This window comes from Arthrobacter jiangjiafuii (genome assembly GCF_018622995.1).
GTDB classification, from domain to species: Bacteria; Actinomycetota; Actinomycetes; order Actinomycetales; family Micrococcaceae; genus Arthrobacter_B; species Arthrobacter_B jiangjiafuii.
In genome coordinates this window covers 1106288-1128752 of the sequence record NZ_CP076022.1, presented here as the reverse complement: position 1 = coordinate 1128752, position 22465 = coordinate 1106288, and the positions used below count along the sequence as shown (strand labels likewise).

The window sequence follows — 22465 nt, the reverse complement described above, 5'->3', positions numbered from 1 at the left end:
CCCGTCCTCCGGATCAGCGCACCCGCACACCGGCCCGCCAGACACTGCCGGTCAGCGGCATACCCGGCCGGTAGGCCAGGTGCGCGGCTGAGGGCGCGTTGAGCAGCTGCAGATCGGCACGGTGCCCGACGGCGAGCGAACCCACCGCCCGCTGCCCGTCCCGGTCCTCCCCGGTGTGCACCCGCAGGGCCAGGGCACCGCCGAACGTGGCCGCCCGGACGGCCTCCTGGACGGTCAGGCCCATCTGCAGCACGGCTGTGGCAACGCAGAAGGTCATCGAGCTCGTATAGGAGGTGCCCGGATTACAGTTCGAGGCCAGGGCCACCGGCACCCCGGCGTCCAGCAGCCGGCGCGCATCGGCCAGCGGAGCCCGGGTGGAGAGGTCACAGGCCGGCAGGCAGGTCGCCACGGTGCCCGGCGTTCCGGAGCGCCCCGGCCCCCACCCGGTCCAGGTGCCCGCGAGCGCCGCGACGTCGTCGTCGGACAGGTAGTTCACATGGTCCACGCTGGCCGCCCCGAACTCCACGGCCAGGGCCACCCCGGCACCGTATCCGAGCTGGTTTCCATGTACCCGCAGCCCCAGGCCGGCCTTGCGGCAGGCGGCCAGCACCCGCCTCGACTGCTCCGCGGTGAAGGCTCCCTGTTCGCAGAACACATCCGCCCACTGCACGTACGGGCGCACCGCGGTGAGCATAGCGGTGCAGACCAGGTCGGTGTACTCCTCGGCATCCATGCCGTCGGGCACCAGATGCGCACCCAGGAAGGTGACCTGGTCCGCCACCGTGGACGCGATCCGGGCGCTGCGCTGCTCCTCCTGAACGTTCAGCCCGTAGCCGGTCTTGGTCTCCAGGTAGGTGGTGCCGCCGGCGGCCGCCTCGGCAACGCGGGCGAGCAACAGCCGGGTCAGGTCGTAGTCCGACGCCGCGCGGGTCGCGGCGGTGGTAACGGCAATACCGCCTGCCGCGTAGGACTCCCCCGCCATCCGGGCCTCGAACTCAGCACTCCGGTCCCCGGCGAAGACCAGGTGCGTATGCGAGTCCACCCAGCCGGGCAGCCCCGCACGTCCTCCGGCGTCCATCGTCTCGTCTGCAGCGGGCGCGTCGGCGGCGGCACCAATCCAGCTGATCCGCTCGCCCTCGAACACCACTGCGGCATCCCGCAGCACGGAGGCCTCCGGCCCCTGGGCATAGTCCTGCGTGGAGAGTTCGCCGATGTTGGTGATGAGGGTCGAGGCCGGGGTCATGGGTGCGGGATTCCTTCGAAAGTGGTGGCGCCGGCGGTGTCGACGGCGGCGATAGCTGCCCCGAGCAGCACGCCCGGGTCGCCCAGGCTGCTGTGCCGGCCGTTGCGGGCCAGGACCCGCCCGCCGACGACGACGGTGTGGACATCGGCAGCGGTGGCGGTCAGTGCCAGCTGACCGGGACGGGACCCGGCCGTGCGCAGGCTGTGGGGGGCAACGCTCATCAGATCACAGACGTTTCCCGGCGCCAGCCCCGGATCCGGCCGCCCCTGGGCGTGTGTTCCGGCACCGGAGGCGGCCTGATGCAGGTCGCCGGGAGTAAACCGGCCGCGTTCCCCCGAGGCCAACCGTTCGCCGTATTCCAGCGCGCGCATCTCCAGGAAGGGATCGACGACGGCGTGCTGGTCGGTGCCCAGCGCGATCCGGGCCCCGGCAGCGCGGAGGGCGGCGGCGGGGCCGATGCCGTCGGCCAGGTCGGCCTCGGTGGTGGGACACATGACCACGGTGGCACCGGCGGCGCCCAGGACCGCGATGTCTTCTCCGGTCAGGTGGGTGGCGTGCACGGCGGAGAGCCGGCGGCTGATCAAGCCGCGCCGGTGCAGCAGCATGGTCGGGGTCAGGCCGGTGGCCTGAAGGCAGGCCTCATTTTCGGCCGGCTGTTCGGAGAGGTGGATGTGCAGCGGAAGATCGGCCGGCAGGTGCGCGGCGATCATTGCCAGATCGGCCTCCGGAACGCCGCGCACTGAGTGCAGGGCCGCACCGACGCTGACCTGGGCCGGATCGAACTCGTTGGCCAAGGCGTTGCGCAGCGAGGCCAGCCGTTCCAGCCAGGCCGCGGCGTCGGTATCGCCGAACCGCTGCTGTCCAGTGTTGAGCGGGGCATCAAAGCCGCCGGCCAGATAGCAGGTGTCCAGCAGGGTCAGCCGGATGCCGGCGGCGACGGCGGCCCGGGCCAGCGCCCGCTCCATGGCGTGCTCTTCTGAGTGTTCTCCGCCGTACGGGGTGCCGTCCGGCTGATGGTGGACATAGTGGAACTCGGCCACGGAGGTAAAGCCGGCAACCACCATCTCGGCAAACACCGCGGTGGCCAGCTGCTCGTACAGCTCCGGCGTCAGGGTGCCGGCTGCCTCGTACATCTGCTCCCGCCAGGTCCAGAAGCTGCCCCGGCCGCCGGCGTGGGTGCGTCCGCGCAGGATCCGGTGAAAGGCGTGGGAGTGCGCGTTCGACGCCGCGGGGAAGGTGACGCCGGTCAGCTGGAGGTCCCCGGGCTGCGGGGCGGTTGCGGGCGTGGCCAAGGTGACAGTGCCGGCGTCGTCGACCTCCAGCCGGATCCCGTCCTCCACCGCGCCGTTGAGCCAGCCCTGCTCACACCAGATGGCCTGCCCCGGTTTAGGTGCCGTCACAGCAGGTCTTCCAGCACGTCCGCGAGCGCTGTCACACCGGCGTCGGCGTCATCGTTCTCCACGTATTCCTCCGGGGAGTGGCTGATGCCGGACGGGTTGCGGACAAACAGCATGCCGGTGGGCACCCGCGCGGCCAGCACCCCGGCGTCGTGCCCCGCCCCGGTGGCCAGCACCGGAGCTCCGGGAACGGTACGCGCAACGGACTGCTCCAGGGAGCGCTGCAGTGCGGGGTCGAAGTGCACCGTGCCGGAGGAGGATTCCTCAGTCATGTGCACGGTGCAGCCTTCAAACGCTGCGATTTTCTGTGCCTGGCCGTGGATTTTTTCCACCAGGGAAGCGGTTACGGCGTCGTCCGGGTGCCGGACGTCCAGCCAGAGCTCCACTCGGGAGGCAATGACGTTGGTGCCGCCGGGAACCGGTTCCAGCCGCCCTACGGTGCCCCGCGCCCCGGGCTGGGCGGACGCGGTCTGGCGTACGGCCACGATCAGCTGGGCGGCTGCCACCATGGGGTCGGCCCGGTCGGTCATGAGGGTGGTGCCGGCGTGGTTGCCCTGACCGGTAAAACTGAACCGCCACCGGCCGTGGCCCAGGATCGACCCGCCCACGGCCAGCGCTGGTCCGCGCCCGGCCGCGTCGGTGAATTCCTCGGTGTTCAGGCCCTGTCCCTGCTCCACGTGCAGTTCCACAAAGTCGCCGATGGTGCGCAGTACAGCGTCGTCGCGGCCCATCGCCTCTGGATCCAGCCCGTGGGTACGGGAGACATCGGCGAAGGTGTTGCCGTCGGCGTCGCGCAGCGCGAGGGCCTTGCGCGGGTCGATTGTTCCGGCCAGCAGGCGCGAGCCGAGGCAGGCGACGCCGAACCGCGACCCTTCCTCCTCCGGGAACACCGCGACGGCGAGCGCCCGGTTCCGGACCAGGCTGCCGTCCCGCTCGCGGGCCCGCAGCAGGTCCACGGCAGCGAGGGCGCTGGCCACGCCGAGCGGACCGTCGAAGGCACCGCCACCAGGGACCGAGTCGAGATGGGAACCGGTGACCAGGGCGCCGCGGCGGTCCGGAACGCCGGCCGGGCCGGCGGACGCGCTGCTGTCGGACAGATCCCACCAGGCCCAGAGAATGCCGTTCCGGTCGGTTTCCACAGCCAGCCCGCGGCGGGCCGCCTCGGCGGTGAACCATTCGCGCAGCTGCAGTTCAGCACTGGAGTACACCGGGCGGGAATAGCCGCCGCGGCGGGTATCGCGGCCGGTATCTTCGATGGCGGACAGGAGACTGACGACGCTCGTTGTGTTCACCCTGTCTATGCTCCCACCAGCTAAGAACGCCGCCGGCATCCCCGTTCCTAGCCTTCGCTCATCGGCAGGCGGATGCCGCGCTCGACGGCAACCTCGGCCGCCCGCTGGTAGCCGGCGTCGGCATGGCGGACGACGCCGGTGCCCGGATCATTGGTCAGCAGCCGGTCCAGTTTCCGGGCCGCCAGTTCGGTCCCGTCAGCCACTGAGACCTGTCCGGCGTGGATGGAGCGGCCGATGCCGACACCGCCGCCGTGGTGGATGGAGACCCAGGTGGCCCCGGAAGCGGTGTTCAACATGGCGTTCAGCAACGGCCAGTCGGCAACGGCGTCGGAGCCGTCGGCCATGGCTTCGGTTTCCCGGTACGGCGAGGCCACCGAGCCGGAGTCCAGGTGGTCGCGGCCAATCACGATGGGCGCGCTGACCTTGCCCTCGGCCACGAGCCGATTGAACAGCAGCCCGGCCTTGGCCCGGTCGCCGTAGCCCAGCCAGCAGATCCGGGCCGGCAGCCCCTCGAACTCCACGTGTTCCGCGGCGGCATCGAGCCAGCGGTGCAGCCGCTCGTTCTCCGGAAACAATTCCTTCATCGCGGCGTCCGTGACGGCTATGTCCTGCGGGTCTCCGGAGAGCGCCACCCAGCGGAACGGGCCCATGCCCTCGCAGAAGAGCGGGCGGATGTAGGCGGGGACGAAGCCGGGGAACTCGAACGCGCGGTCGTAGCCGCCCTGCCGGGCCTCGTCGCGGATCGAGTTGCCGTAGTCGAAGACCTCGGCGCCGGCGTCCTGGAAACCCACCATCGCGGCGACCTGCCGGGCCATGGATTCGCCGGCCTGCTTGGTAAAGCCTTCGGGATCCGCCGCGGATTCGGCCTTCCACTGCTCCACCGCGATGCCCACCGGCAGGTAGCTCAGCGGATCGTGGGCGGAGGTCTGGTCCGTGACGACGTCCACGGTGATCTCGCCGGCGTTGTGCCGGCGCAGCAGTTCCTCAAACACCTCGGCGGCGTTGCCCACCAGCCCCACCGAGAGCGCCCGCTTTTCGGCCTTGGCGGCCACGACCTTGGCGACGGCAGTGTCCAGGTCGGTTTCCACCTCGTGCAGGTAGCGCTTGCCGGCCCGGCGGCGCAGGCGGGTCTCGTCGACGTCGACAATCAGCACCGCTCCCCCGTTCAGCGTCACGGCCAGCGGCTGCGCGCCGCCCATGCCGCCGCAGCCGCCGGTCAGGGTCAGCGTGCCGGCCAGCGTTGCGTTCTCATCCTTGAAGCGCTTGCGGGCGACGGCGCCGAAGGTTTCGTAGGTGCCCTGCAGGATCCCCTGGGTGCCGATGTAGATCCAGGAGCCGGCCGTCATCTGCCCGTACATCATCAGGCCCTCGGCCTCGAGCCGCCGGAACTCCGGCCAGGTGGCCCAGTCCCCCACCAGGTTCGAGTTCGCGAGCAGGACCCGCGGCGCCCATTCATTGGTACGGAACACGCCCACCGGTTTTCCGGACTGGACGAGCAGCGTCTCGTCGTCCGCCAGGGTGGACAGGGTCCGGATGATCGCGTCGTAGGCTTCCCAGCTGCGGGCGGCCCGGCCGGTGCCGCCGTAGACCACCAGGTCCTCGGGGCGTTCGGCGACCTCGGGGTCCAGGTTGTTCATCAGCATGCGCAGCGGCGCCTCGGTCTGCCAGCTCTTGGCGGTCAGCGCGGTGCCGCGCGGGGCCCGGATGCTTCGGGTGGGATCGGAGATAGTAGCCATCTTTCGACCGTAACTGCGCCCTGCCCATCTGGATCCAGGGCCAGGTGTGTTGTCTGGTATTTCAGACGGATGCGCCCAGAGCCGCGGTGTTGCCCAGGCGATGCGCCGGTGGAAGATCCGCTACATCCCTGACGGATTCTGTGGTGGCCGATACTTCAGCGGCCTGCCCCCATGGTTTTTCGGCGGGACCGGTTCAGGCCCGGAGGATTCATCGATCACGCCATACGATATGTGCACCCACTGGCCGGTTCCGACCTCAGGGCAGGTGGCGTGCATGCTCTGGAAGATGTCATCCTTATCCGTTGTGTGCCGTCCCCGGAGACCCTCTTTGTAGATGTCCACGTCGAATTTCACGTGCCCATCCGCCCAGCGTGCGTCGTAGCAAACCAGGCGCACCGGGCGGTGCAGCCACTTGGAGGTTCCAATATGGGCCCTCGCGCGGACTGCAACTGGCTGATCTGCGGTTTCGGACATGGATCGATAATTGCACAGCCCTTTGAGTGGAACGGGGACCGTCCGTCCTAGCCCTGCTGCGCTCCCTGCCACGTCCCGGACTGGCCCCCGAGCCGGCGGGAGATTTCCGCCGCACACTTGGACACGTCTGGCAGCCACTGCGCCGCCAGATCGTCGATCCCCCGCAGTCCCCCCGAATCAACAGGTGAAGCGTTCGGCGCGGTCAGCGTGACGCTGGCGACGGCGTGTCCCGTGCGGTCCAGCACCGGTACGGCAATGGAGGAGAAACCCTCGGTGACCTCGTTTTCCTCCCAGGCATAGCCGCGGTCCCGGATCTGGTGGAGCAGCGCGGTCAACGCCTGGCCGCCTGCGCGGACGGAGCGCACGGTCTCGGGCTCCGGGTAGAGCGCGCGCAACTGAGCGTCGGTCATTTGCGCCAGCATGGCCCGCCCGCTGGCGGTGCGGTGCGCCGGAAGCCGGATCCCGGCGTCGGTCACCAGGGGCAGCTGATTAGGGGCGCGTTCCTCGATTACATAGATGACGTCGGTTCCCTGCAGCACGGCCAGATGCCCGGTCAGCCGGGTCCGGGCCACGAGCTTGCGCAGGGGAAACCGGCCGATCCGCTGCAGCGGCGCCTGCCGGGCGTACCCGGTGCCCAGCTCGTGGGCCGTTGCCCCCAGCGCGTATTTGCGTTCCTCCGGCAGATGCACGGCAAAGCCGTCGGCGACCAGGGCAGCCAGCAGGTGATAGGTGGTGGACCTCGGGAGCATCAGGTCCCGGGCGACGGCGGTGGCACCTACCGGTCCGGCCTGCGTGCCGAGATAGCGCAGGATGGACAGGACCTGCGCGGCGGCGGGGACCTGCACCCGCGAATAGGAGGCTGGCATGCCCAGAGTCTAGGGCAGTGTCTGGGATCCCAGAAACGGAATCATCCGGCCTCGTAGGCCCGGCAGGCAACAGGTGCTCTGATAGAGAGTGCAACGCCAGATACTTCGGAGACAGATCTCCGCAACGATGGGGAGAGATGAAAACGCTACTGAACACCGGCACATCCGTGGAACTGGGGACCGGCCCGCTGGCCGCAGGGGACATTGTCGCCGTCGCACGGCACGGGGCGGCCGTCCTGCTGTCCCCCGCCTCGATCACCGCCATGCTGTCCTCCCGCGCCGTCATCGAGGAACTCGCCGCGGACGAGAAGCCCCACTACGGTGTCTCCACCGGCTTCGGCGCGCTGGCCACCAAACAGATCGTTCCCCAGCAGCGCCGGCAGCTGCAGCGCTCGCTGATCCGCAGCCACGCGGCGTCATCGGGCGCCGAGGTGGACCGTGAAGTGATCCGCGCCCTGATGCTGAACCGGCTTTCCACGCTCGCCACCGGCCGTACCGGCGTCCGTCCCGTCGTCGCCCAGGCCTATGCCGGGCTGCTGAACGCCGGCATCACCCCCGTGGTTGGCGAGTACGGTTCGCTGGGCTGCTCCGGCGATCTGGCACCCCTTTCGCACTGCGCGCTGGCTTTGATGGGCGAGGGCGAGGTGCGTACGGCCGACGGCGCCAAGGTGCCGGCGGGCGAGGCCCTGTCTGCTGCGGGGCTGGAGCCGGTGGAGCTGCAGGAGAAGGAAGGCCTGGCCCTGATCAATGGCACGGACGGGATGCTGGGCATGCTGACCCTGGCCATCGCCGACCTGCACCTTTTGCTCTCCACCGCCGACGTTGCGGCCGCCATGAGCGTGGAAGGGCTGCTGGGTTCCGACGCGGTCTTCGCTGCCGATCTGCAGGCCCTTCGGCCGCAGCCCGGACAGGGTGAGTCGGCGGCGAACATCCGCGCGGTCCTGGCCGGTTCTTCCCTGATTGAAGAACAGAAAACCGGCGGTTTCACCCGGGTACAGGATGCATATTCGCTGCGTTGCGCCCCGCAGGTGCACGGCGCTGCCCGGTCCACGCTCGCCCATGCCGAGATGGTCGCGGAGTGTGAGCGGGCCTCGGCGATCGACAATCCCGTGGTGACCCTGGACGGCCGGCTGGAGTCCAACGGCAACTTCCACGGCGCTCCGGTCGGCTACGTGCTGGATTTCCTGGCCATCGCCGTCGCCGACGTCGCCTCCATGAGCGAACGGCGCACGGACCGCTTCCTGGACCGCAACCGCAGCCACGGCCTCAACGCCTTCCTGGCGTTTGATCCGGGCGTGGACTCCGGGCACATGATTGCCCAGTACACCCAGGCCGGCATCGTCTCCGAGCTCAAGCGGCTGGCCGTGCCGGCGTCGGTCGATTCCATTCCGTCCTCGGCCATGCAGGAGGACCACGTCTCGATGGGTTGGGCGGCAGGCCTGAAGCTGCGCCGCGCGATCGACGGGCTGACGCGCGTGCTGGCGATCGAGCTGCTGACCTCGGCCCGTGCGCTGGACATGCGCGACGGCGGCGTCGTCACCTCCCGCAGCGCCCCGGCTGTCACAGCGGTGCGGACGGCGATGCGCGCCGCCGTCGACGGCCCGGGTCCGGACCGCTATCTGGCCCCCGAGATTGAATCCGCGCGTCTGCTGGTTGCTGACGGTTCCCTGCTGGCTGCGGCTGACTCGGCGCTGGACCGGCCGCTAGTCTAGGCCCATGACGCCTTCGGATTCAGCTGGTCCAGCCGCTCACCCTCCCCTGCCGGGCCGGCGCCTGACCGCCCGCATCACCGGCGAGGTGCAGGCCGTCGGCTTCCGTTACCGAACCCTGCAACAGGCCAACCGGCTCGGACTCACCGGCGTCGTTTCGAACAGCAGCGACGGGTCCGTGCACGTGGTGGCTGAAGGCGGACCCGCGGAGATTGCCGGACTGTTGCAGTGGCTCCGGTCTCCGGCCGCACCGGGAACCGTCACCGGCGTGGAGGAGTCGCTGTCCGCGGCCACCGGTGAGTTTCCGGATTTCCGGACGGACTAGCAGGCCATGCACGGGTAAATACCTGCCCGCTAGGACGCCATCGGGCCGCTTTGGAGCACATGTTGTTCCAGCGTGGCCAGGGCCAAAGGTTCTGCGGCGATCTCCACGGTTCCGTGCACCATCGCAAATGTCAGCACTTTCAGCCCCGGTGGCAGCTGATGCGCCACGTCACCGGTGACGGGCCGGGGAGGTCCGGCACGGTCGAGGACGTCTATCTCTGTGGGCGATCCCAACGTGACATCGGTGCCGGACATGACCTCTTGGAACAAGATCTTTCCGGGGCGGCTGGCGGCGATCCCTCCGGCCCACCGGTCCTGCAGTGATCCCGGCTGTGAACCGGGGTAACGGAGGTAGACGAGGGTGCCCTGCTTTTCCAGCGCGCTCTTGCGTGTTTGGTCCCGCCTTAGGTACAGGTAGAGCAGCCCGAACCACCACAGAGAATTGAACAGCGTGAAGAAGACGGCCATCTGCCAGGGGGTTCCGTTGGCGCGGAGAATCAGCAGTACTGCTGCAGTTGCCAGCAGGGCGGCCAGCGGAAACACTACGGCCCTGTGGCGCCAGATCCATTCCCTCATGCCACGAACTGCCCCCTCTATATGGATGCTCAGCATTCCGGACCCTCTCCCCTGCCCGCGGTTGCTGCCAGCGAATGAGGAACCGGGACGGTGAATTTCGGGTCAGTCTAGCTGGGCCGTCAACGAGTATCTCGGGATTAGACTGCAAAATCCGCATGGGTGGCGGCGGCACATCCGTCCCACGAAAGAACGGTGTGTCCCCTGCGGGGCCTGTCCATGAAGTAACAGCGCCGGTACGGTACGGATGAGGGTGCCCTGAAGATGAGGGGCGCCGGAGGCGTTTTGGACAAAGAGAAACGCCGGCAGACTATGGGCTGGTTGGGGGAACAACCCTAGTCTGCCGGCGTCTGGATAGGTCACTACGCTATCCATTCATCACTCGCACCCTTATGAGGTATTAACTACGATAATCCCCCTGGCTGGGCGGGAACTGTAGGTAAGCTGGCAACTGCCTGAACGTTCGGCTCCCGGACTAGGAAGCGCGCTTGCTGCTCTCCGGGATGTGCTGCCGGGAAGGCTGCGGGACGGAGTTGCTCGATGCCAGCACCAATACGGGGCGGGCGTTCTTGGCGGAGAGGCTGCGCACGGTGTGCTGTGCGCTGACCGCCGGCCCGCCGGATCCGGGACCGGAGTCCTTCGCAGCGCTGGGCTGCTTCTTGCCCGGGCTCCGTTCGGCGGAGCTGCCGGTGCGCTTGGCGGGCGCGGACTTGGCGCCGTTGTTGTTTCCGGGGCGGCCCTTGGCCTGGCTGGTCTTGGCCGGAGGGATCTTCGCCGGGCTCTTGGCCCCCTTGGCGGGCGCGGACTTGGCAGCTACCGCTTTGGCAGGTGCTCCCTTGACGGACTTGGCGGGCGCGGACTTGCCCGGCGCCGCCTTGGCCGCCTTGGCTGCCTTGGCTGCCTTTGCTGCCTTGGCTGCTGCCGACTTGCCCGACTTGTTCGGCACCGCCTTGCTGAGCGCAGACTTCGGGGATGCTTTCGCAGTGGTCTTGGCCTGGCCGGCCGCGGGTTGCTTTGCCGCCGGCGCGGAGGCCGCAACTGCGGCTGCCGTTTCCGATGAGACGGCAGGCCGTACGGTGCGCGGGCTGGCAGGTGCGTACTGCGGCCGTCCGGTGGCAGCCGCCGGGCGAAGCGCCGCCAGCAGCTCTTCCGTGGCCGAACGTGCGGTGTCCACGAAGACAATCGCCTTGGTGTCCTCCGGAGCCACCTCGGCACGCTTCACTGCGGACCGGTTTACGAGCCGGTACACGGCGCAAATGACCACGATCAGCGCGACACCCGTTCCGTAGAGCAGCACGAGTGAAAGAGCCAGAGAAGTTGTCCCGCCGGAAAAGAAACCGAACCCCGTGATTGCCAGGACCATCCAAATACTGGCCACCACGGTGGCGGTCGTTCGGACTTTTACATAGAGGGGACGCTGCTGCACGCCAACCAGCTGTGGCGGCAAAATATCTGGCACTGGGACAGACCTTTCAGGCAAAAAAGGTGGATCTAAAAGAAGAGAAAGCCTACGTGGCTTTGTCCTTCAACTTTAGGCATCGCGGCCGGGAAAAAAGACCATAAGCGCTGAGTTGGACCGATTCGTTATGCAGGAGGTATGAGACTTTGGTCACAGTGTCTTCCGGGCCGGATTGAGCGCCTTTGCGGCCGCCGTATTCACGTTTTCACCCATGAGCTGGGATGCCGCAAGTTCCGCAATTCCGGACGAGGTTTGGAACCCGTAACCGCCCTGGCCGGCGAGCCAAAAGAAGCCGGGAACGACGTCGTCGTACCCCACCACCGGAAGTCCGTCACCGGCTTCAGTGCGCAGCCCCGTCCAGGACCGGGACACCGCCGTGATGCCCAGCGTGGTGACGGAATTGATCAGCCGGACCAGCGCGTCAATGTCCCCGGCGTGCGGCTGGGCGTCCATCGGATCGCTGGGCACGCTCTCTGACGGGGAGATCAGCACCTGGTTGCCTTCGGGGCGGTAGTAGAAGGACTCGTCCGCGTCCGCCACCATGGGCGCGCCCTCTTCCAGCGGGTGTTGGACGTCGACGACGGCGGCCGTCCTCCGGTAGGGCTGCAGCCCGCGCGGCCGGGCTCCGTACACGGCGGCGAGCTGATCGGCCCAGGCGCCGGCGGCATCCACGACCAGGCGCGAGCGGATGCTCCTCTCCCCTGCCGCCGTGATCCAAAGGCCGGAGCTGCCGCCGTCGTCCCCGGCTTCAAACGCCGCGCTCCGGACCGGATGACCGGTGAGGATCTGCCCGCCATGGTCCAGGACCCGCCGCCGGTGGTACTTCATCAGGGCATCGGTATTGCAGGCCACGGACGTGGTGTCCAGGCCGGCGGCGGCAAAGGCTCCGGGCTTAAGCTCCGGAGCCAGGCCCTGCACCTCGCCGGCCGTAACGGGATGCATGTGGCCGCTGGCGCGGTCCCGCACGGATTCCTCGCTGCCCACGAGCAGGAAGCTGCGCGGGGTGAGGATGGGTTCGGGCAGGTCAACTTCCAGGGCCCGGATCATCGCCAGCGTGCGGACGGTCAGATCCTGCACCACCGCCGGGCCGTAACTCGGGATGAGCTGGCGGGCGGAGCGGGAGGAAGTGTGGAAGCCCAGGGATGCCTCGGCCTCCACCACAACCACCGCGGCCCGGCCGGCAAGGGCCGAGCCCAGGGAGAGCCCGGCGATGCCGCCGCCGATGATCAGGATGTCGCATTCCATCTGTGTGCCTCCTCGGGCAGGGTCTGTGGTCGGTGCGTGCCCAGGGTCGGCGTGCGCAGCCGTTAGGGCCAGCCGGGGCCCTCGGTCAGGATTTCCATCAGGGTTTCGGATCCCAGCAGATACATGCCCGGATGATCGTCGGAGTTGGCCAGCAGGGCCGAGGCCATGTAAACCGCCCAGCCCTGCGCTCTCCCCCACACATCCGGATCGGCGTCGTACTGGTTCCCCAGCGCCTCCCGGAACTCCGTGCGTCCGTGCTGGTCGAACACCAGCCACGCGGCGGCGAGGTCGGTAGCCGGGTCACCGGCGGTCAGGTCGCCAAAGTCGATCACGGCCTGCAGTTCGCCTTCGGCAGTGCCGACCAGATTGGCCGGATGCAGGTCGCCGTGCAGCCACAGCGGCGGCCCGGGCCATAGCTCCAGCTGGAGGCTCGCCTGCCAGAGCTCGCGGATGCGGGCAGCGTGCGGGACCATGCCGCTGTCGAGGCGTTCCATAACCGCCTCATTGCGCTGGGCGAGCGGGACGCCACGCACCGGGTTCACCGGAAAGCCTTCAGGGGCCGGACGGTGGAAGGCATTCAGGAATCCGGCCAGCGGCCCGGCCAGGATGACGTTGCGGTCCCGCGGCTGCAGCGACACTTCAACCCCGGGGAACCAGGCTGTCACGTTCCATGGCCAGGGGAAGGCATCGGAGGGTGCGCCGGCGAAAAGCGGGCCCGACGTCGCGACCGGCAGGTCCGCAGTCAGCCCCGGCAGCCAGGTCTGTTCATTGGCGGTCAGCGCGGCTGCCGCCCGCCTGCGCGGCAACCGGACGGCATAGTGGGTGCCGAGCCGAAAAATGTAGTTGTCCCAGCCGTTGGCCACCGGCTGCAGCGGCAGGTCCGCCAGCTCAGGGTGCTGCTCCTGCAGCAGGCGGCGCACCAGATCGGTATCCACGAAAATCTCTGCGGGAGGGTGGTTGGCCATGACTGAACCCTACCGTCCGCCGCGGGCGGGTAAAACGACGGCCCCGGGAGATCCCGGGGCCGTCGTTGTGTACTGCTTGGTTCTAAGGCACGTCAGCCCTGCACGCCGAGGCGTTCGAGGATCAGCTCGCGCACGCGGCCGGCGTCGGCCTGTCCGCGGGTGGCCTTCATGACCCCGCCGACAATTGCGCCGACGGCCTGCACCTTGCCGCCGCGGATTTTGTCCGCGATGTCCGGTGAGGCGGCCAGGGCGGCGTCGATGGCTTCGAGCAGGGGGCCGTCGTCGGAGACCACGGCCAGGCCGCGGGCTTCGATGACTTCCTCCGGGGTGCCTTCGCCGGCGAGGACGCCGTCGAGGACCTGGCGGGCCAGCTTGTCGTTGATCTTGCCTGCCTGGATCAGACGGTCCAGTTCGACGATGAGCTCGGGCGTCACGCCGACCTCGGTCGGATCGACTTCGGCTTCCTTGGCGCGGCGGGAGACCTCGCCCATCCACCACTTGCGGGCCACCTGTGCGGAGGCTCCGGCGGCGATGGTCTCCTCAATGGAGTCCATGACGCCGGCGTTGACGACGTCGCGGAACTCGGCATCCGAGTAGCCCCAGTCGGCCTGCAGGCGCTTGCGGCGCTCGGCGGGCGGCTCAGGCAGGCGGGAACGCAGCTCTTCGATCCATTCCTTGGTGGTGACCATGGGGACCAGGTCAGGCTCCGGGAAGTAGCGGTAGTCGTCGGCGTCGGACTTGGGCCGGCCCGACGTCGTCGAGCGCGTGTCCTCGTGCCAGTGGCGTGTTTCCTGGACGATCGAGGCACCGGATTCCAGGACGGCCGCGTGGCGCTGGATCTCGAAGCGCACGGCGCGTTCGACGGCGCGCAGCGAGTTCACGTTCTTGGTTTCCGAACGCGTGCCGAACTTTTCCTGGCCGTACGGGCGCAGCGAAACGTTGGCGTCGCAGCGCACATTGCCGCGTTCCATCTTGGCGTCGGACACGCCGAGGTTCTTGACGATCTCGCGGACCGCGGCCACGTAGGCCTTGGCCAGTTCGGGTGCACGGGCACCGGCGCCCTCGATCGGCTTGGTGACAATCTCGACCAGCGGGACGCCGGAACGGTTGTAGTCCACCAGCGAGAAATCGGCGCCCTGGATGCGTCCGGTGGAGCCGCCCATGTGGGTCAGCTTGCCGGCGTCTTCTTCCATGTGGGCGCGCTCGATCTCGACGCGGAACACGGTGCCGTCTTCGAGCTCGATGTCCAGGTAGCCGTCGTACGCAATCGGATCTTCGTACTGCGAGGTCTGGAAGTTCTTGGGCGTGTCCGGGTAGAAGTACTGCTTCCGGGCGAAGGTGCAGGTCGGGGCGATCTTGCAGTTCAGCGCCAGGCCGATCAGGATCGAGTATTCCACCGCGGTCTTGTTCACTACCGGCAGCACGCCGGGCATGCCCAGGCAGACCGGGGTGACGTTGGTGTTGGGCTCGTCGCCGAACACGTTGGGGGCGTCGGAGAACATCTTGGTGTTGGTGTTGAGCTCCACATGGACCTCAAAGCCGAGCACCGGGTCGTACTTTTCGATGGCCTCGTCGAAGGACAGGGTGTCGTCCTGGATGTACACAGACATTTACTTCACTCCTCCGAGTACGGGTGCGGAGGCCAGCAGCGGGCCGCCCCACTTCTGTTCCAGCAGGCCTTCCAGGGCGGCGCCGGCGCGGTACAGCCGGGCGTCTTCGCGGACCGGGGCCAGGAACTGGATGCCGACGGGCAGTCCGTCGGCGAGGCCGCCGGGGATGGAAATGCCGGGCACGCCGGCCAGGTTCGCCGGGATGGTGGCGACGTCGTTCAGGTACATGGCCAGCGGATCGTCCAGCTTCTCGCCAAGCTTGAACGCGGTGTTCGGCGAGGTCGGGGAGATCAGGACGTCGGCCTGGGCAAACGCGGCGTTGAAGTCGCGCTGGATCAGGGTGCGGACCTTCTGGGCCGAGCCGTAGTAGGCGTCGTAGTAGCCGGCGGACAGGGCGTAGGTGCCCAGGATGATGCGGCGCTTGACCTCATCGCCGAACCCGGCGGCGCGGGTGGCACCCATGACGCGTTCAATCGTCATGGGACCGTCGGCTGGCAGGGCACGCAGGCCGTACCGCACGCCGTCGTACTTTGCCAGGTTCGAGGAGGCCTCGGAGGGCATGATCAGGTAGTAGGCACCCAGGGCGTACTGGAAGTTGGGGCACGAGACCTCAACGATTTCCGCACCGGCGTCCTTGAGGAGCTCAAGGCTCTCCTGGAAACGGGCCAGGACGCCGGCTTCATAGCCTTCGCCCTGCAGTTCCTTGATAACGCCGATCCGCATGCCGGCGACGCTGCCGTTGCGGGCAGCCTCCACGAGGTTGCCCACGGGATCGGGCAGCGAGGTGGAGTCGCGGGGGTCGTGGCCGCCGATGACTTCCTGCAGCAGGGCGGCGTCCAGCACGGTCCGGGATACCGGGCCGATCTGGTCCAGGGAGGAGGCCATGGCAATGGCGCCGTAGCGGGAGACGCCGCCGTAGGTGGGCTTCACGCCGACCGAACCGGTGACGGCAGCGGGCTGGCGGATGGAACCGCCGGTGTCCGTGCCAAGTGCCAGCGGAGCCTCGAAGGCAGCCACTGCAGCAGCCGAACCGCCGCCGGAGCCGCCGGGAATGCGGTCCAGGTCCCACGGGTTGCGGGTGGGGCCGAACGCGGAGTGCTCTGTGGAGGAGCCCATGGCGAATTCGTCCAGGTTGGTCTTGCCGAGCATCGGCATGCGCGCGGCGCGGATGCGGGTAATGACGGTGGCGTCGTACGGGCTCATCCAGCCCTCAAGCATCTTGGAGCCGGCCGTGGTGGGCTGGCCCTTGGTGACGATGAGGTCCTTGATGGCGATCGGCACACCGGCGAGGGTGTGCAGCGTTTCGCCGGCGGCGCGGGCCTTGTCGACGTCGGCCGCAACCTGCAGCGCTTCGTCGGTGTTCACGTGGAGGAAGGCGTTGACGGCGCCGTCGACCTCGGAGATCCGGTCCAGGTGTGCCTGGGTGACTTCGACGGCGGATACCTCGCCGGCCGCGAGCTTCTCTGCCAGGACGGCAGCGCTCGAAGTAATCAGTTCATTCATGGAAGTCTTTACTCCTCATCCAGGATGGCAGGGACCTTGAAGCGGCCGGCAGCATTATCGGGTGCACCGGAGAGCGCTTCTTCATTGGTCAGCGTCTGCCCCACAACATCCTCGCGGAACACATTGACCAGCGGGATCGGGTGGGAGGTAGCCGGGATGTCCTCACCGGCAACTTCGCTTACGGATTTGATCGAATCAACAATGACATCCAGTTCACCGGCCATTTTGGCCAGTTCATCCTCGGTCATCTCAATGTGGGCCAGATGCGCCAGGTGCGCCACAGCCTCACGATTGATCTCAGACATGAGTCTCCCATGCGTCTTTTACGGATAAAAAGGTATCCGTTCCAGTCTACGGCGTTTGGTGGGGCCGTTTTCCGTGGCGACCCTGCACTGGTTCCCACTCTTTGTGGCGGATGCTGCCTTCCGGGACCCCACCGGCCCCGGAAGTGTTCCTACAGTGGGAACCCGTGCCTGGGTGCCTCCGACGACGGGCCCGTTCGCGGCATCCATAGTGCAGATCAGGGGCTTCCGTACATCTATTGTGCAGATCACGGGGCTTTCCCGGTATCTATCGTGCAGATCACCGGGCCAAAAGGGCCGTTTTGAGGATTTGATCCCCTGATCTGAACTAAGGATCACGCTGAAGCCCGTTATCTGCACTATGGACGCCGGCCAGGCCACCTGGGCACACCGCCGGGGCGCACCGACTGCCGAGAGTACAGCTCCGGCGGGATAGACCCCGCGAGGGTGCAGCTATGGCGGGACAGAGCGAGCGAAAGCCACCATAGCTGCGCTCTCGAGAGGCGGCGCGGCCCATGAAGACGCCACATCTGCACACTCGAGGATGCCATGGCACGGGCTCAGCCGGACAACGCGCCGCCAGTCCCAGGCCATGACGCCCGCTGACAGAGGGCTAGAGCTCCAGGCAGAAGACCCAGAGGATGATGTCCTCGTTGGGCACGTACCAGTCGCGCTCGGGAACACGCTTGAAGCCCATGGACTTGTACAGGGCGTGGGCGTTGGTCATCGGCGTCATGCTCGTGAGGCTGACGGTGTGGATGCCGTCCAGGCTCCGGGCGTGCTCGATGATGGCGGCCACCATGGCACGGCCGACGCCGCCGCGCTGCAGCTGGGGGTCGACGGCGAGCATACGGAATTCCAGCTCACCCTCGATCGCGATGTCGGTGTACGGCTGGCCGGCGAAGGTGATGGCCGTGGAGCCAGCTACCTTTCCGTCCAGTTCGGCCACCCAGACCACAGCGTTCTTGGCCCGGTCTTCAACGTTCTCAAGTTCCTTGACGTAAGGATTGTCGGCGTCGATGAATCCGGCGCTCAGGTACGCATCACGGGTAATCCGGCGAATATCGTCAAAGTCTGCCTCGGTGGCCTGCCGAACGGTGATGCTCATGCGTGTTACGAATCCTTACGTGGGTGTTGATTTCCAACGTAGATTCTATCCCGGCGATCCGACCCTGGACGCCAGGGGTGACCCGGGGCACGGAAGCACCAGAACAGGCCACGAGAAAGCGCGCACTCCCGGCTTACCGGCGGCGTGCGGCTGCGGCGCAGGCGACGCAGAACCGCGCTTCGGGCCGGATCTCGAGCCGCTCGGCGGGAATGGGATTGCCGCAGTTCCCACACACCCCGTAGCGGCCGTCCTCCAACCGGACCTGGGCATCGAGCAGTTCGACCAGCGACTCCTCGGCGGCCGCGAGCAGCGCCATTTCGTTGTTCCGCTCCACCGAGACGGTGGAACCTTCCGGGTCGTGTTCATCGTCCGCGGGAGTGTCCTTGGCTGCGAGCGTGACTTCACGGATATCTGCGAGCAGGACGGCGATTTTCTCGCGGGCCTGTCCGATCCGCTCATCCAGCAGCCCGGCAAAGAATGCCGTGTCGAGGTCGTTTGGAGTGGCCTGCTGTGCCGGCGGAAGCGGGGTGCCCGCGGTTGAGGATGTGCTCCGCGGTGCGGCGGTTGCTCGACGGGTCATGTGTGCCTCCCGGTGCGTTGCAGCGTTGGTTAAGTTCCTCAATTATCCGCCGCCACCTGCTCAAACACCCGGCGCCAGGAGGCCGCTTTCCTCAGGGCTTAATCCCGGAAAACCGTGCCCGTGCAGCTGGGCTAGCATTGCGGAAAAGAGCCGCCACCCGTTAGCGGCTGGATGAATTAGGGGAACTTCGTGGTTGACACGCATTACAACGAGCCGCGGCTGGTGGCCCTGTACGACGAGGACAATGCCGGCAGTTGGGACACCGATTTCCACGCGGCCCTGATCGGCCCGGAACCGAAGCGCGTGGCCGACGTCGGTTGCGGCACCGGCAGCTTCGCCGTCCGGCTGGCTCAGGCAGGACACACGGTCACCGGCATTGATCCGGCGGACGGAATGCTGGCCGTTGCCCGGAAACGCGCCGGCGGCCAGCTGGTGACCTGGCTGTCCGGCACCGCCGTGGACCTGCCGGCGGGACCGTTCGACGCAGCAGTCATGACCGGCCATGCCTTCCAGTGCCTGCTCACCGAAGCGGAAATCCTTGAAACCCTCACGGCCATCCGGTCCCGGCTGACACCGGGCGGGACGTTCTGTTTCGAGAGCCGGAACCCGGCGGCCAGGGCGTGGCTGGAGTGGGATTCCTCCAGCACCGGCCCGGAGCTGCGGGAATCATCTGCCGGGCCGCTGGAGGAGGAATGGGAGCTGATCTCGACGATGGAACAGCCCGACGGCGTCCTGGTCACGTGGGAGGACCGCACCCGGTTCCTGGCCGACGGCAAGCGCTTCGCGAGCCGAAGCACACTGAAGTTCACGCCGGCGCATGTGCTGGCGGAACTGATGGCACGGGCCGGCTTCAGCGACGTCGACTGGTACGGCGATTGGAACGGCGGGCCGCTGGATCCAGCTGAGAGCCGCGAGATCATCGTCGCCGCCCGTACCCCGGTGGCCTGATCGGAGCCAACGGGCCGGCAATCATAGTGCCCGGCCTCAGATGACGGTGGATCCTGCTGCCGTAACCGCCCGCAGCCGTTCCGCCTCGCTGCCCGGTGTCCCCGGCCGCCGCACCGGCACGCCGGCCTCCTCGGCGATCAGGGCACCGGCGGCGTAGTCGTACTCGTTCAGGCCCCACTCCGAATAGGCGTCCAGGGTGCCGTCTGCCACCAGACACAGATCCAGGGCCGCCGATCCCAGCCGGCGGACATCGGCGAAGCCTGCGGCCAGCTCCCCCAGCGCCGCATACTGCTCCTCGCGGACCGCTGCGTCGTAGGAGAATCCGGTGCCCAGCAACTTGCCTACCCGCTCCGGGTCCGGTCCGTGAAGCTGCCGGACGCTGCCGTGCTCGGCCAGCCAGGCGCCGTGGCCGCGGGCGGCCGAATACACGCGCACCAGCGCCGGGGCGTGGACGACGCCGGCCAGCCAGACGCCGTCGTCGTTCACTGCCGCCACCGACGTCGCGTAATAGACAATGTTGCGGATGAAATTCGTGGTGCCGTCCAGCGGGTCGATGGACCAGCGGATGCCCGAGGCGTGGACCGGAACACTGTCTTCGAGTTCCTCGCCCGTGACCGTGTCCTGCGGCCGGCGGCGTGCCAGCACTTCCCGGACCGCCTGCTCGGCGGCGGTATCGAAGGCCGTCACCCAATCGCCGTCGGCACTCTTGTTGACCGCGTTAAGCCCCTCGGACGTACGCCGCACCAGCACCGCTGCCCCGGCCGCGGCCGCCTCCCGGGCGACATCGAGCAGCTCCAGCGGATCACCCACCGGGACGGCTGCAGGCTCGGGCAGCGGCGTCATGCTGTGCCCGCCTCCGGCCGGTTCTCCTGCAACCGGCCGTCGAGCAGCAGGCGGAAACCGTCCTCATCCAACACGGGCACGCCCAGGGATTCGGCCTTGTCCAGCTTCGTGCCGGCGTTCTCCCCCGCGACCAGGTAGTCGGTCTTTTTGGACACTGAGCCCGACGCTTTGCCGCCGCGGGTGATGATGGCTTCCTTGGCCTCGTCGCGGCTGAAGGTCGGCAGGGTGCCGGTGACCACGATCGTCAGGCCCTCGAGGGTGCGCGGCACGGTTTCGTCGCGTTCATCGGCCATCCGGACGCCGGCCGCAGCCCAGCGGTCCACGATCTCGCGGTGCCAGTCCTCCGCGAACCACTCGGTCAGGGCCGCGGCGATGGTGGGGCCGACGCCGTCGACATGCGCCATCTGCTCTTCGGTGGCGGCGCGGATGGCGTCCATTGAGCCGAACGCGGTGGCGAGCGCGCGGGCCGCCGTGGGGCCGACATGCCGGATGGACAAGGCCACCAGCACGCGCCACAGCGGCTGGGTCTTGGCTTTTTCCAGCTCAGTGAAGAGCTTGCGTGTGGTCGCGGTGGGTTCGGAGGGCTTCTTGATGGTGCCCTTGGAGTAGAAGTACGGCACCAGTTCGGTGCCGTCCACGACGCCTTTGACCCGCTTGGGGCGCTCGATCCGGACATCAGCCAGATCTTCGACGCTCAGGTCGAACAGCCCGGCCTCGCTGGTCAGCGGCGGAACGGCGGGTTCCGCGGGCTGGGTCAGGGCAATCGCTGCCTCCCAGCCGAGGGCTTCGATATCGAAGGCGCCGCGGCCGGCCAGGTGGAACACGCGCTCACGCAGCTGCGAGGGGCAGGACTTGGCATTGGGGCAACGGATGTCGACGTCGCCCTCCTTGGCCGGCTTCAGTTCGGTGCCGCAGGAGGGGCAGTGGGTGGGCATCACGAAGTCGCGGACCGGAGGGACCTGCGCGTCGCGGAGCGCGACGACGGGGCCCACGATTTCCGGAATCACGTCACCGGCCTTGCGCAGCACCACAATGTCGCCGATCTTCACGCCCTTGGCCTTGACCACGTCCTGGTTGTGCAGGGTGGCCATCTCCACGGTGGAACCCGAGACGGACACCGGGGTCATGATTCCGTACGGGGTGACGCGGCCGGTGCGGCCCACGTTGACCCGGATATCCAGGAGCTTGGTGTTTACTTCCTCCGGCGGATACTTGTAGGCGACCGACCAGCGCGGCACCCGGGAGGTGTGGCCCAGGGCGCGCTGCAGTCCGAAGTCGTCGACCTTGACGACAATGCCGTCGATCTCGTGCGAGAGGTCATGGCGGTGTTCGCCGTTGACGGCGATGAAGTCCAGGACCTGCTCGTAGCTGTCCAGGACCTTGTAGTAGGGCGACGTCGGCAGGCCCCAGGCCTTGAGCAGTTCATAGGTCTCGGACTGGCTGGTTGCGCTCAGGCCCTCGCGGGCGCCGATGCCGTGCACGTACATGCTGAGCGGCCGCTGGGCGGTGACCTCGGGATCCTTCTGCCGCAGTGAGCCGGCTGCGGCGTTGCGCGGGTTGGCGAAGGGCGCCTTACCCGCTTCGACCATGGTCTCGTTCAGGTGGGCGAACTCCTTGGAGGGGATAAAGACTTCACCGCGGATCTCCATTTCCGCGGGAATGTCGGTTCCCTTGAGGGACCGCGGGATGGACTTGATGGTCAGGACGTTGTGGGTGATGTCCTCACCGGTGGTGCCGTCGCCGCGGGTGGCAGCCCGGACCAGCTCGCCGTTGCGGTAGAGCAGGTTCACGGCCAGGCCGTCAATCTTCAGCTCGGTGAGCCACTTGATCTTCTCCCCCGGCGCAATGTTGGCCACCGAGGCTTCGGCCCGGCGGACCCAGGCGTCGAGTTCATCCAGGGAGAAGACGTCCTCCAGGCTGTACATCCGCTGCAGGTGTTCCACCGGGGTAAAGGCTGCGGAGATTTCGCCGCCGACTTCCTGGGTGGGTGAGTCGTTGGTGACCAGCTCGGGGTGCAGCGCCTCGAGCTCTTCCAGCCGGCGGTAGAGCTCGTCGAATTCGGCATCCGAGACCAGCGGGGCGTCTTCGTTGTAGTACGCGAAGCGGTACTTCCGTACCTGGTCCGCCAGGCTCTGGTATTCCTCGCGCAGGTCTCCGCTGGGCGGCGTCTCCGTGCTCAGGGAATCGACGGCGGCGGCCGGGGCGGATGTATCCGGGGTTGTCTTCGCTATGCTCACCTAACCAATCTTGCCCCATTCCTCCCCCACTGCGGCAGTCCCGGCATGGTG

Annotated in this window: 19 protein-coding genes; 3 read left to right on the top strand and 16 right to left on the bottom strand. The window is 67.8% G+C overall.

The features are described from left to right. Positions 1-13: 13 nt before the first annotated feature. The 5 genes from hutI to KKR91_RS05305 all read right to left on the bottom strand — a co-directional run bounded on the left by hutI (position 14) and on the right by KKR91_RS05305 (position 7008). Positions 14-1243, bottom strand: coding sequence for an imidazolonepropionase (gene hutI, locus KKR91_RS05325; protein WP_210230456.1), 1230 nt, complete (start codon positions 1241-1243; stop codon positions 14-16). Continuing rightward, a complete protein-coding gene (locus tag KKR91_RS05320) occupies positions 1240-2643 on the bottom strand; it encodes a formimidoylglutamate deiminase (RefSeq protein WP_237687498.1) in 1404 nt (467 codons plus the stop codon). The genes hutI and KKR91_RS05320 overlap by 4 nt, the downstream gene beginning before the upstream one ends. Then, positions 2640-3971, bottom strand: a complete 1332-nt coding sequence (locus KKR91_RS05315) for an allantoate amidohydrolase (protein ID WP_210230454.1) — start codon at positions 3969-3971, stop codon at positions 2640-2642. Before KKR91_RS05315 ends, KKR91_RS05320 begins: the two co-directional genes overlap by 4 nt. Positions 3972-3979: 8 nt before the next feature. Continuing rightward, positions 3980-5668 (bottom strand): urocanate hydratase, encoded by a 1689-nt coding sequence (gene hutU, locus KKR91_RS05310; protein WP_210230451.1) that lies wholly within the window; start codon positions 5666-5668, stop codon positions 3980-3982. Between the two features lie 521 nt (positions 5669-6189). Then, positions 6190-7008, bottom strand: coding sequence for an IclR family transcriptional regulator (locus KKR91_RS05305; protein ID WP_210230449.1), 819 nt, complete (start codon positions 7006-7008; stop codon positions 6190-6192). A gap of 137 nt (positions 7009-7145) precedes the next feature. Here KKR91_RS05305 and hutH point away from each other — a divergent pair, with 137 nt between their 5' ends. Together hutH and KKR91_RS05295 are read left to right on the top strand one after the other, a co-directional pair. Further along, positions 7146-8720, top strand: coding sequence for a histidine ammonia-lyase (gene hutH, locus KKR91_RS05300; protein WP_210230447.1), 1575 nt, complete (start codon positions 7146-7148; stop codon positions 8718-8720). Between the two features lie 4 nt (positions 8721-8724). After that, positions 8725-9042 carry an acylphosphatase gene (locus KKR91_RS05295; protein WP_210230445.1) on the top strand — a complete coding sequence of 106 codons (318 nt, stop codon included), beginning with the start codon at positions 8725-8727 and terminating at the stop codon, positions 9040-9042. Positions 9043-9071: 29 nt separating this feature from the next. On the opposite strand, the gene KKR91_RS05290 is transcribed toward KKR91_RS05295, so the two are convergent. The 9 genes from KKR91_RS05290 to KKR91_RS05250 all read right to left on the bottom strand — a co-directional run bounded on the left by KKR91_RS05290 (position 9072) and on the right by KKR91_RS05250 (position 18386). Further along, positions 9072-9617: a hypothetical protein gene (locus KKR91_RS05290; RefSeq protein ID WP_210230443.1), complete on the bottom strand. Its 546-nt coding sequence runs from the start codon at positions 9615-9617 to the stop codon at positions 9072-9074. Between the two features lie 472 nt (positions 9618-10089). Then, the gene (locus KKR91_RS05285; RefSeq protein ID WP_210230441.1) at positions 10090-11073 is read right to left on the bottom strand and encodes a hypothetical protein; all 984 of its coding nucleotides are present in this window, start codon (positions 11071-11073) and stop codon (positions 10090-10092) included. 150 nt (positions 11074-11223) lie between these two features. After that, positions 11224-12318 (bottom strand): NAD(P)/FAD-dependent oxidoreductase, encoded by a 1095-nt coding sequence (locus KKR91_RS05280; RefSeq protein ID WP_210230439.1) that lies wholly within the window; start codon positions 12316-12318, stop codon positions 11224-11226. Between the two features lie 62 nt (positions 12319-12380). Continuing rightward, entirely contained in the window at positions 12381-13283 is a 903-nt protein-coding gene (locus tag KKR91_RS05275; protein ID WP_210230437.1) for an aminoglycoside phosphotransferase family protein, read from the bottom strand. Positions 13284-13375: 92 nt separating this feature from the next. Next, entirely contained in the window at positions 13376-14893 is a 1518-nt protein-coding gene (gatB, locus tag KKR91_RS05270) for an Asp-tRNA(Asn)/Glu-tRNA(Gln) amidotransferase subunit GatB (protein WP_210230435.1), read from the bottom strand. Beyond that, the gene (gatA, locus tag KKR91_RS05265) at positions 14894-16396 is read right to left on the bottom strand and encodes an Asp-tRNA(Asn)/Glu-tRNA(Gln) amidotransferase subunit GatA (RefSeq protein ID WP_210230433.1); all 1503 of its coding nucleotides are present in this window, start codon (positions 16394-16396) and stop codon (positions 14894-14896) included. It lies immediately after the preceding gene. A gap of 8 nt (positions 16397-16404) precedes the next feature. Continuing rightward, the gene (gene gatC / locus KKR91_RS05260; RefSeq protein WP_210230431.1) at positions 16405-16701 is read right to left on the bottom strand and encodes an Asp-tRNA(Asn)/Glu-tRNA(Gln) amidotransferase subunit GatC; all 297 of its coding nucleotides are present in this window, start codon (positions 16699-16701) and stop codon (positions 16405-16407) included. A gap of 610 nt (positions 16702-17311) precedes the next feature. Beyond that, positions 17312-17806 carry a GNAT family N-acetyltransferase gene (locus KKR91_RS05255; RefSeq protein ID WP_210230430.1) on the bottom strand — a complete coding sequence of 165 codons (495 nt, stop codon included), beginning with the start codon at positions 17804-17806 and terminating at the stop codon, positions 17312-17314. Between the two features lie 133 nt (positions 17807-17939). Next, positions 17940-18386 (bottom strand): TraR/DksA family transcriptional regulator, encoded by a 447-nt coding sequence (locus tag KKR91_RS05250; RefSeq protein ID WP_210230428.1) that lies wholly within the window; start codon positions 18384-18386, stop codon positions 17940-17942. 189 nt (positions 18387-18575) lie between these two features. Here KKR91_RS05250 and KKR91_RS05245 point away from each other — a divergent pair, with 189 nt between their 5' ends. After that, entirely contained in the window at positions 18576-19334 is a 759-nt protein-coding gene (locus KKR91_RS05245; RefSeq protein ID WP_210230426.1) for a class I SAM-dependent methyltransferase, read from the top strand. Between the two features lie 36 nt (positions 19335-19370). Here the strand turns inward: KKR91_RS05245 and KKR91_RS05240 are convergent, their stop codons facing one another. Then, a complete protein-coding gene (locus KKR91_RS05240) occupies positions 19371-20177 on the bottom strand; it encodes an inositol monophosphatase family protein (protein ID WP_210230424.1) in 807 nt (268 codons plus the stop codon). Beyond that, entirely contained in the window at positions 20174-22414 is a 2241-nt protein-coding gene (gene ligA, locus KKR91_RS05235) for an NAD-dependent DNA ligase LigA (protein WP_210230423.1), read from the bottom strand. Before ligA ends, KKR91_RS05240 begins: the two co-directional genes overlap by 4 nt. Positions 22415-22465: the final 51 nt, after the last annotated feature.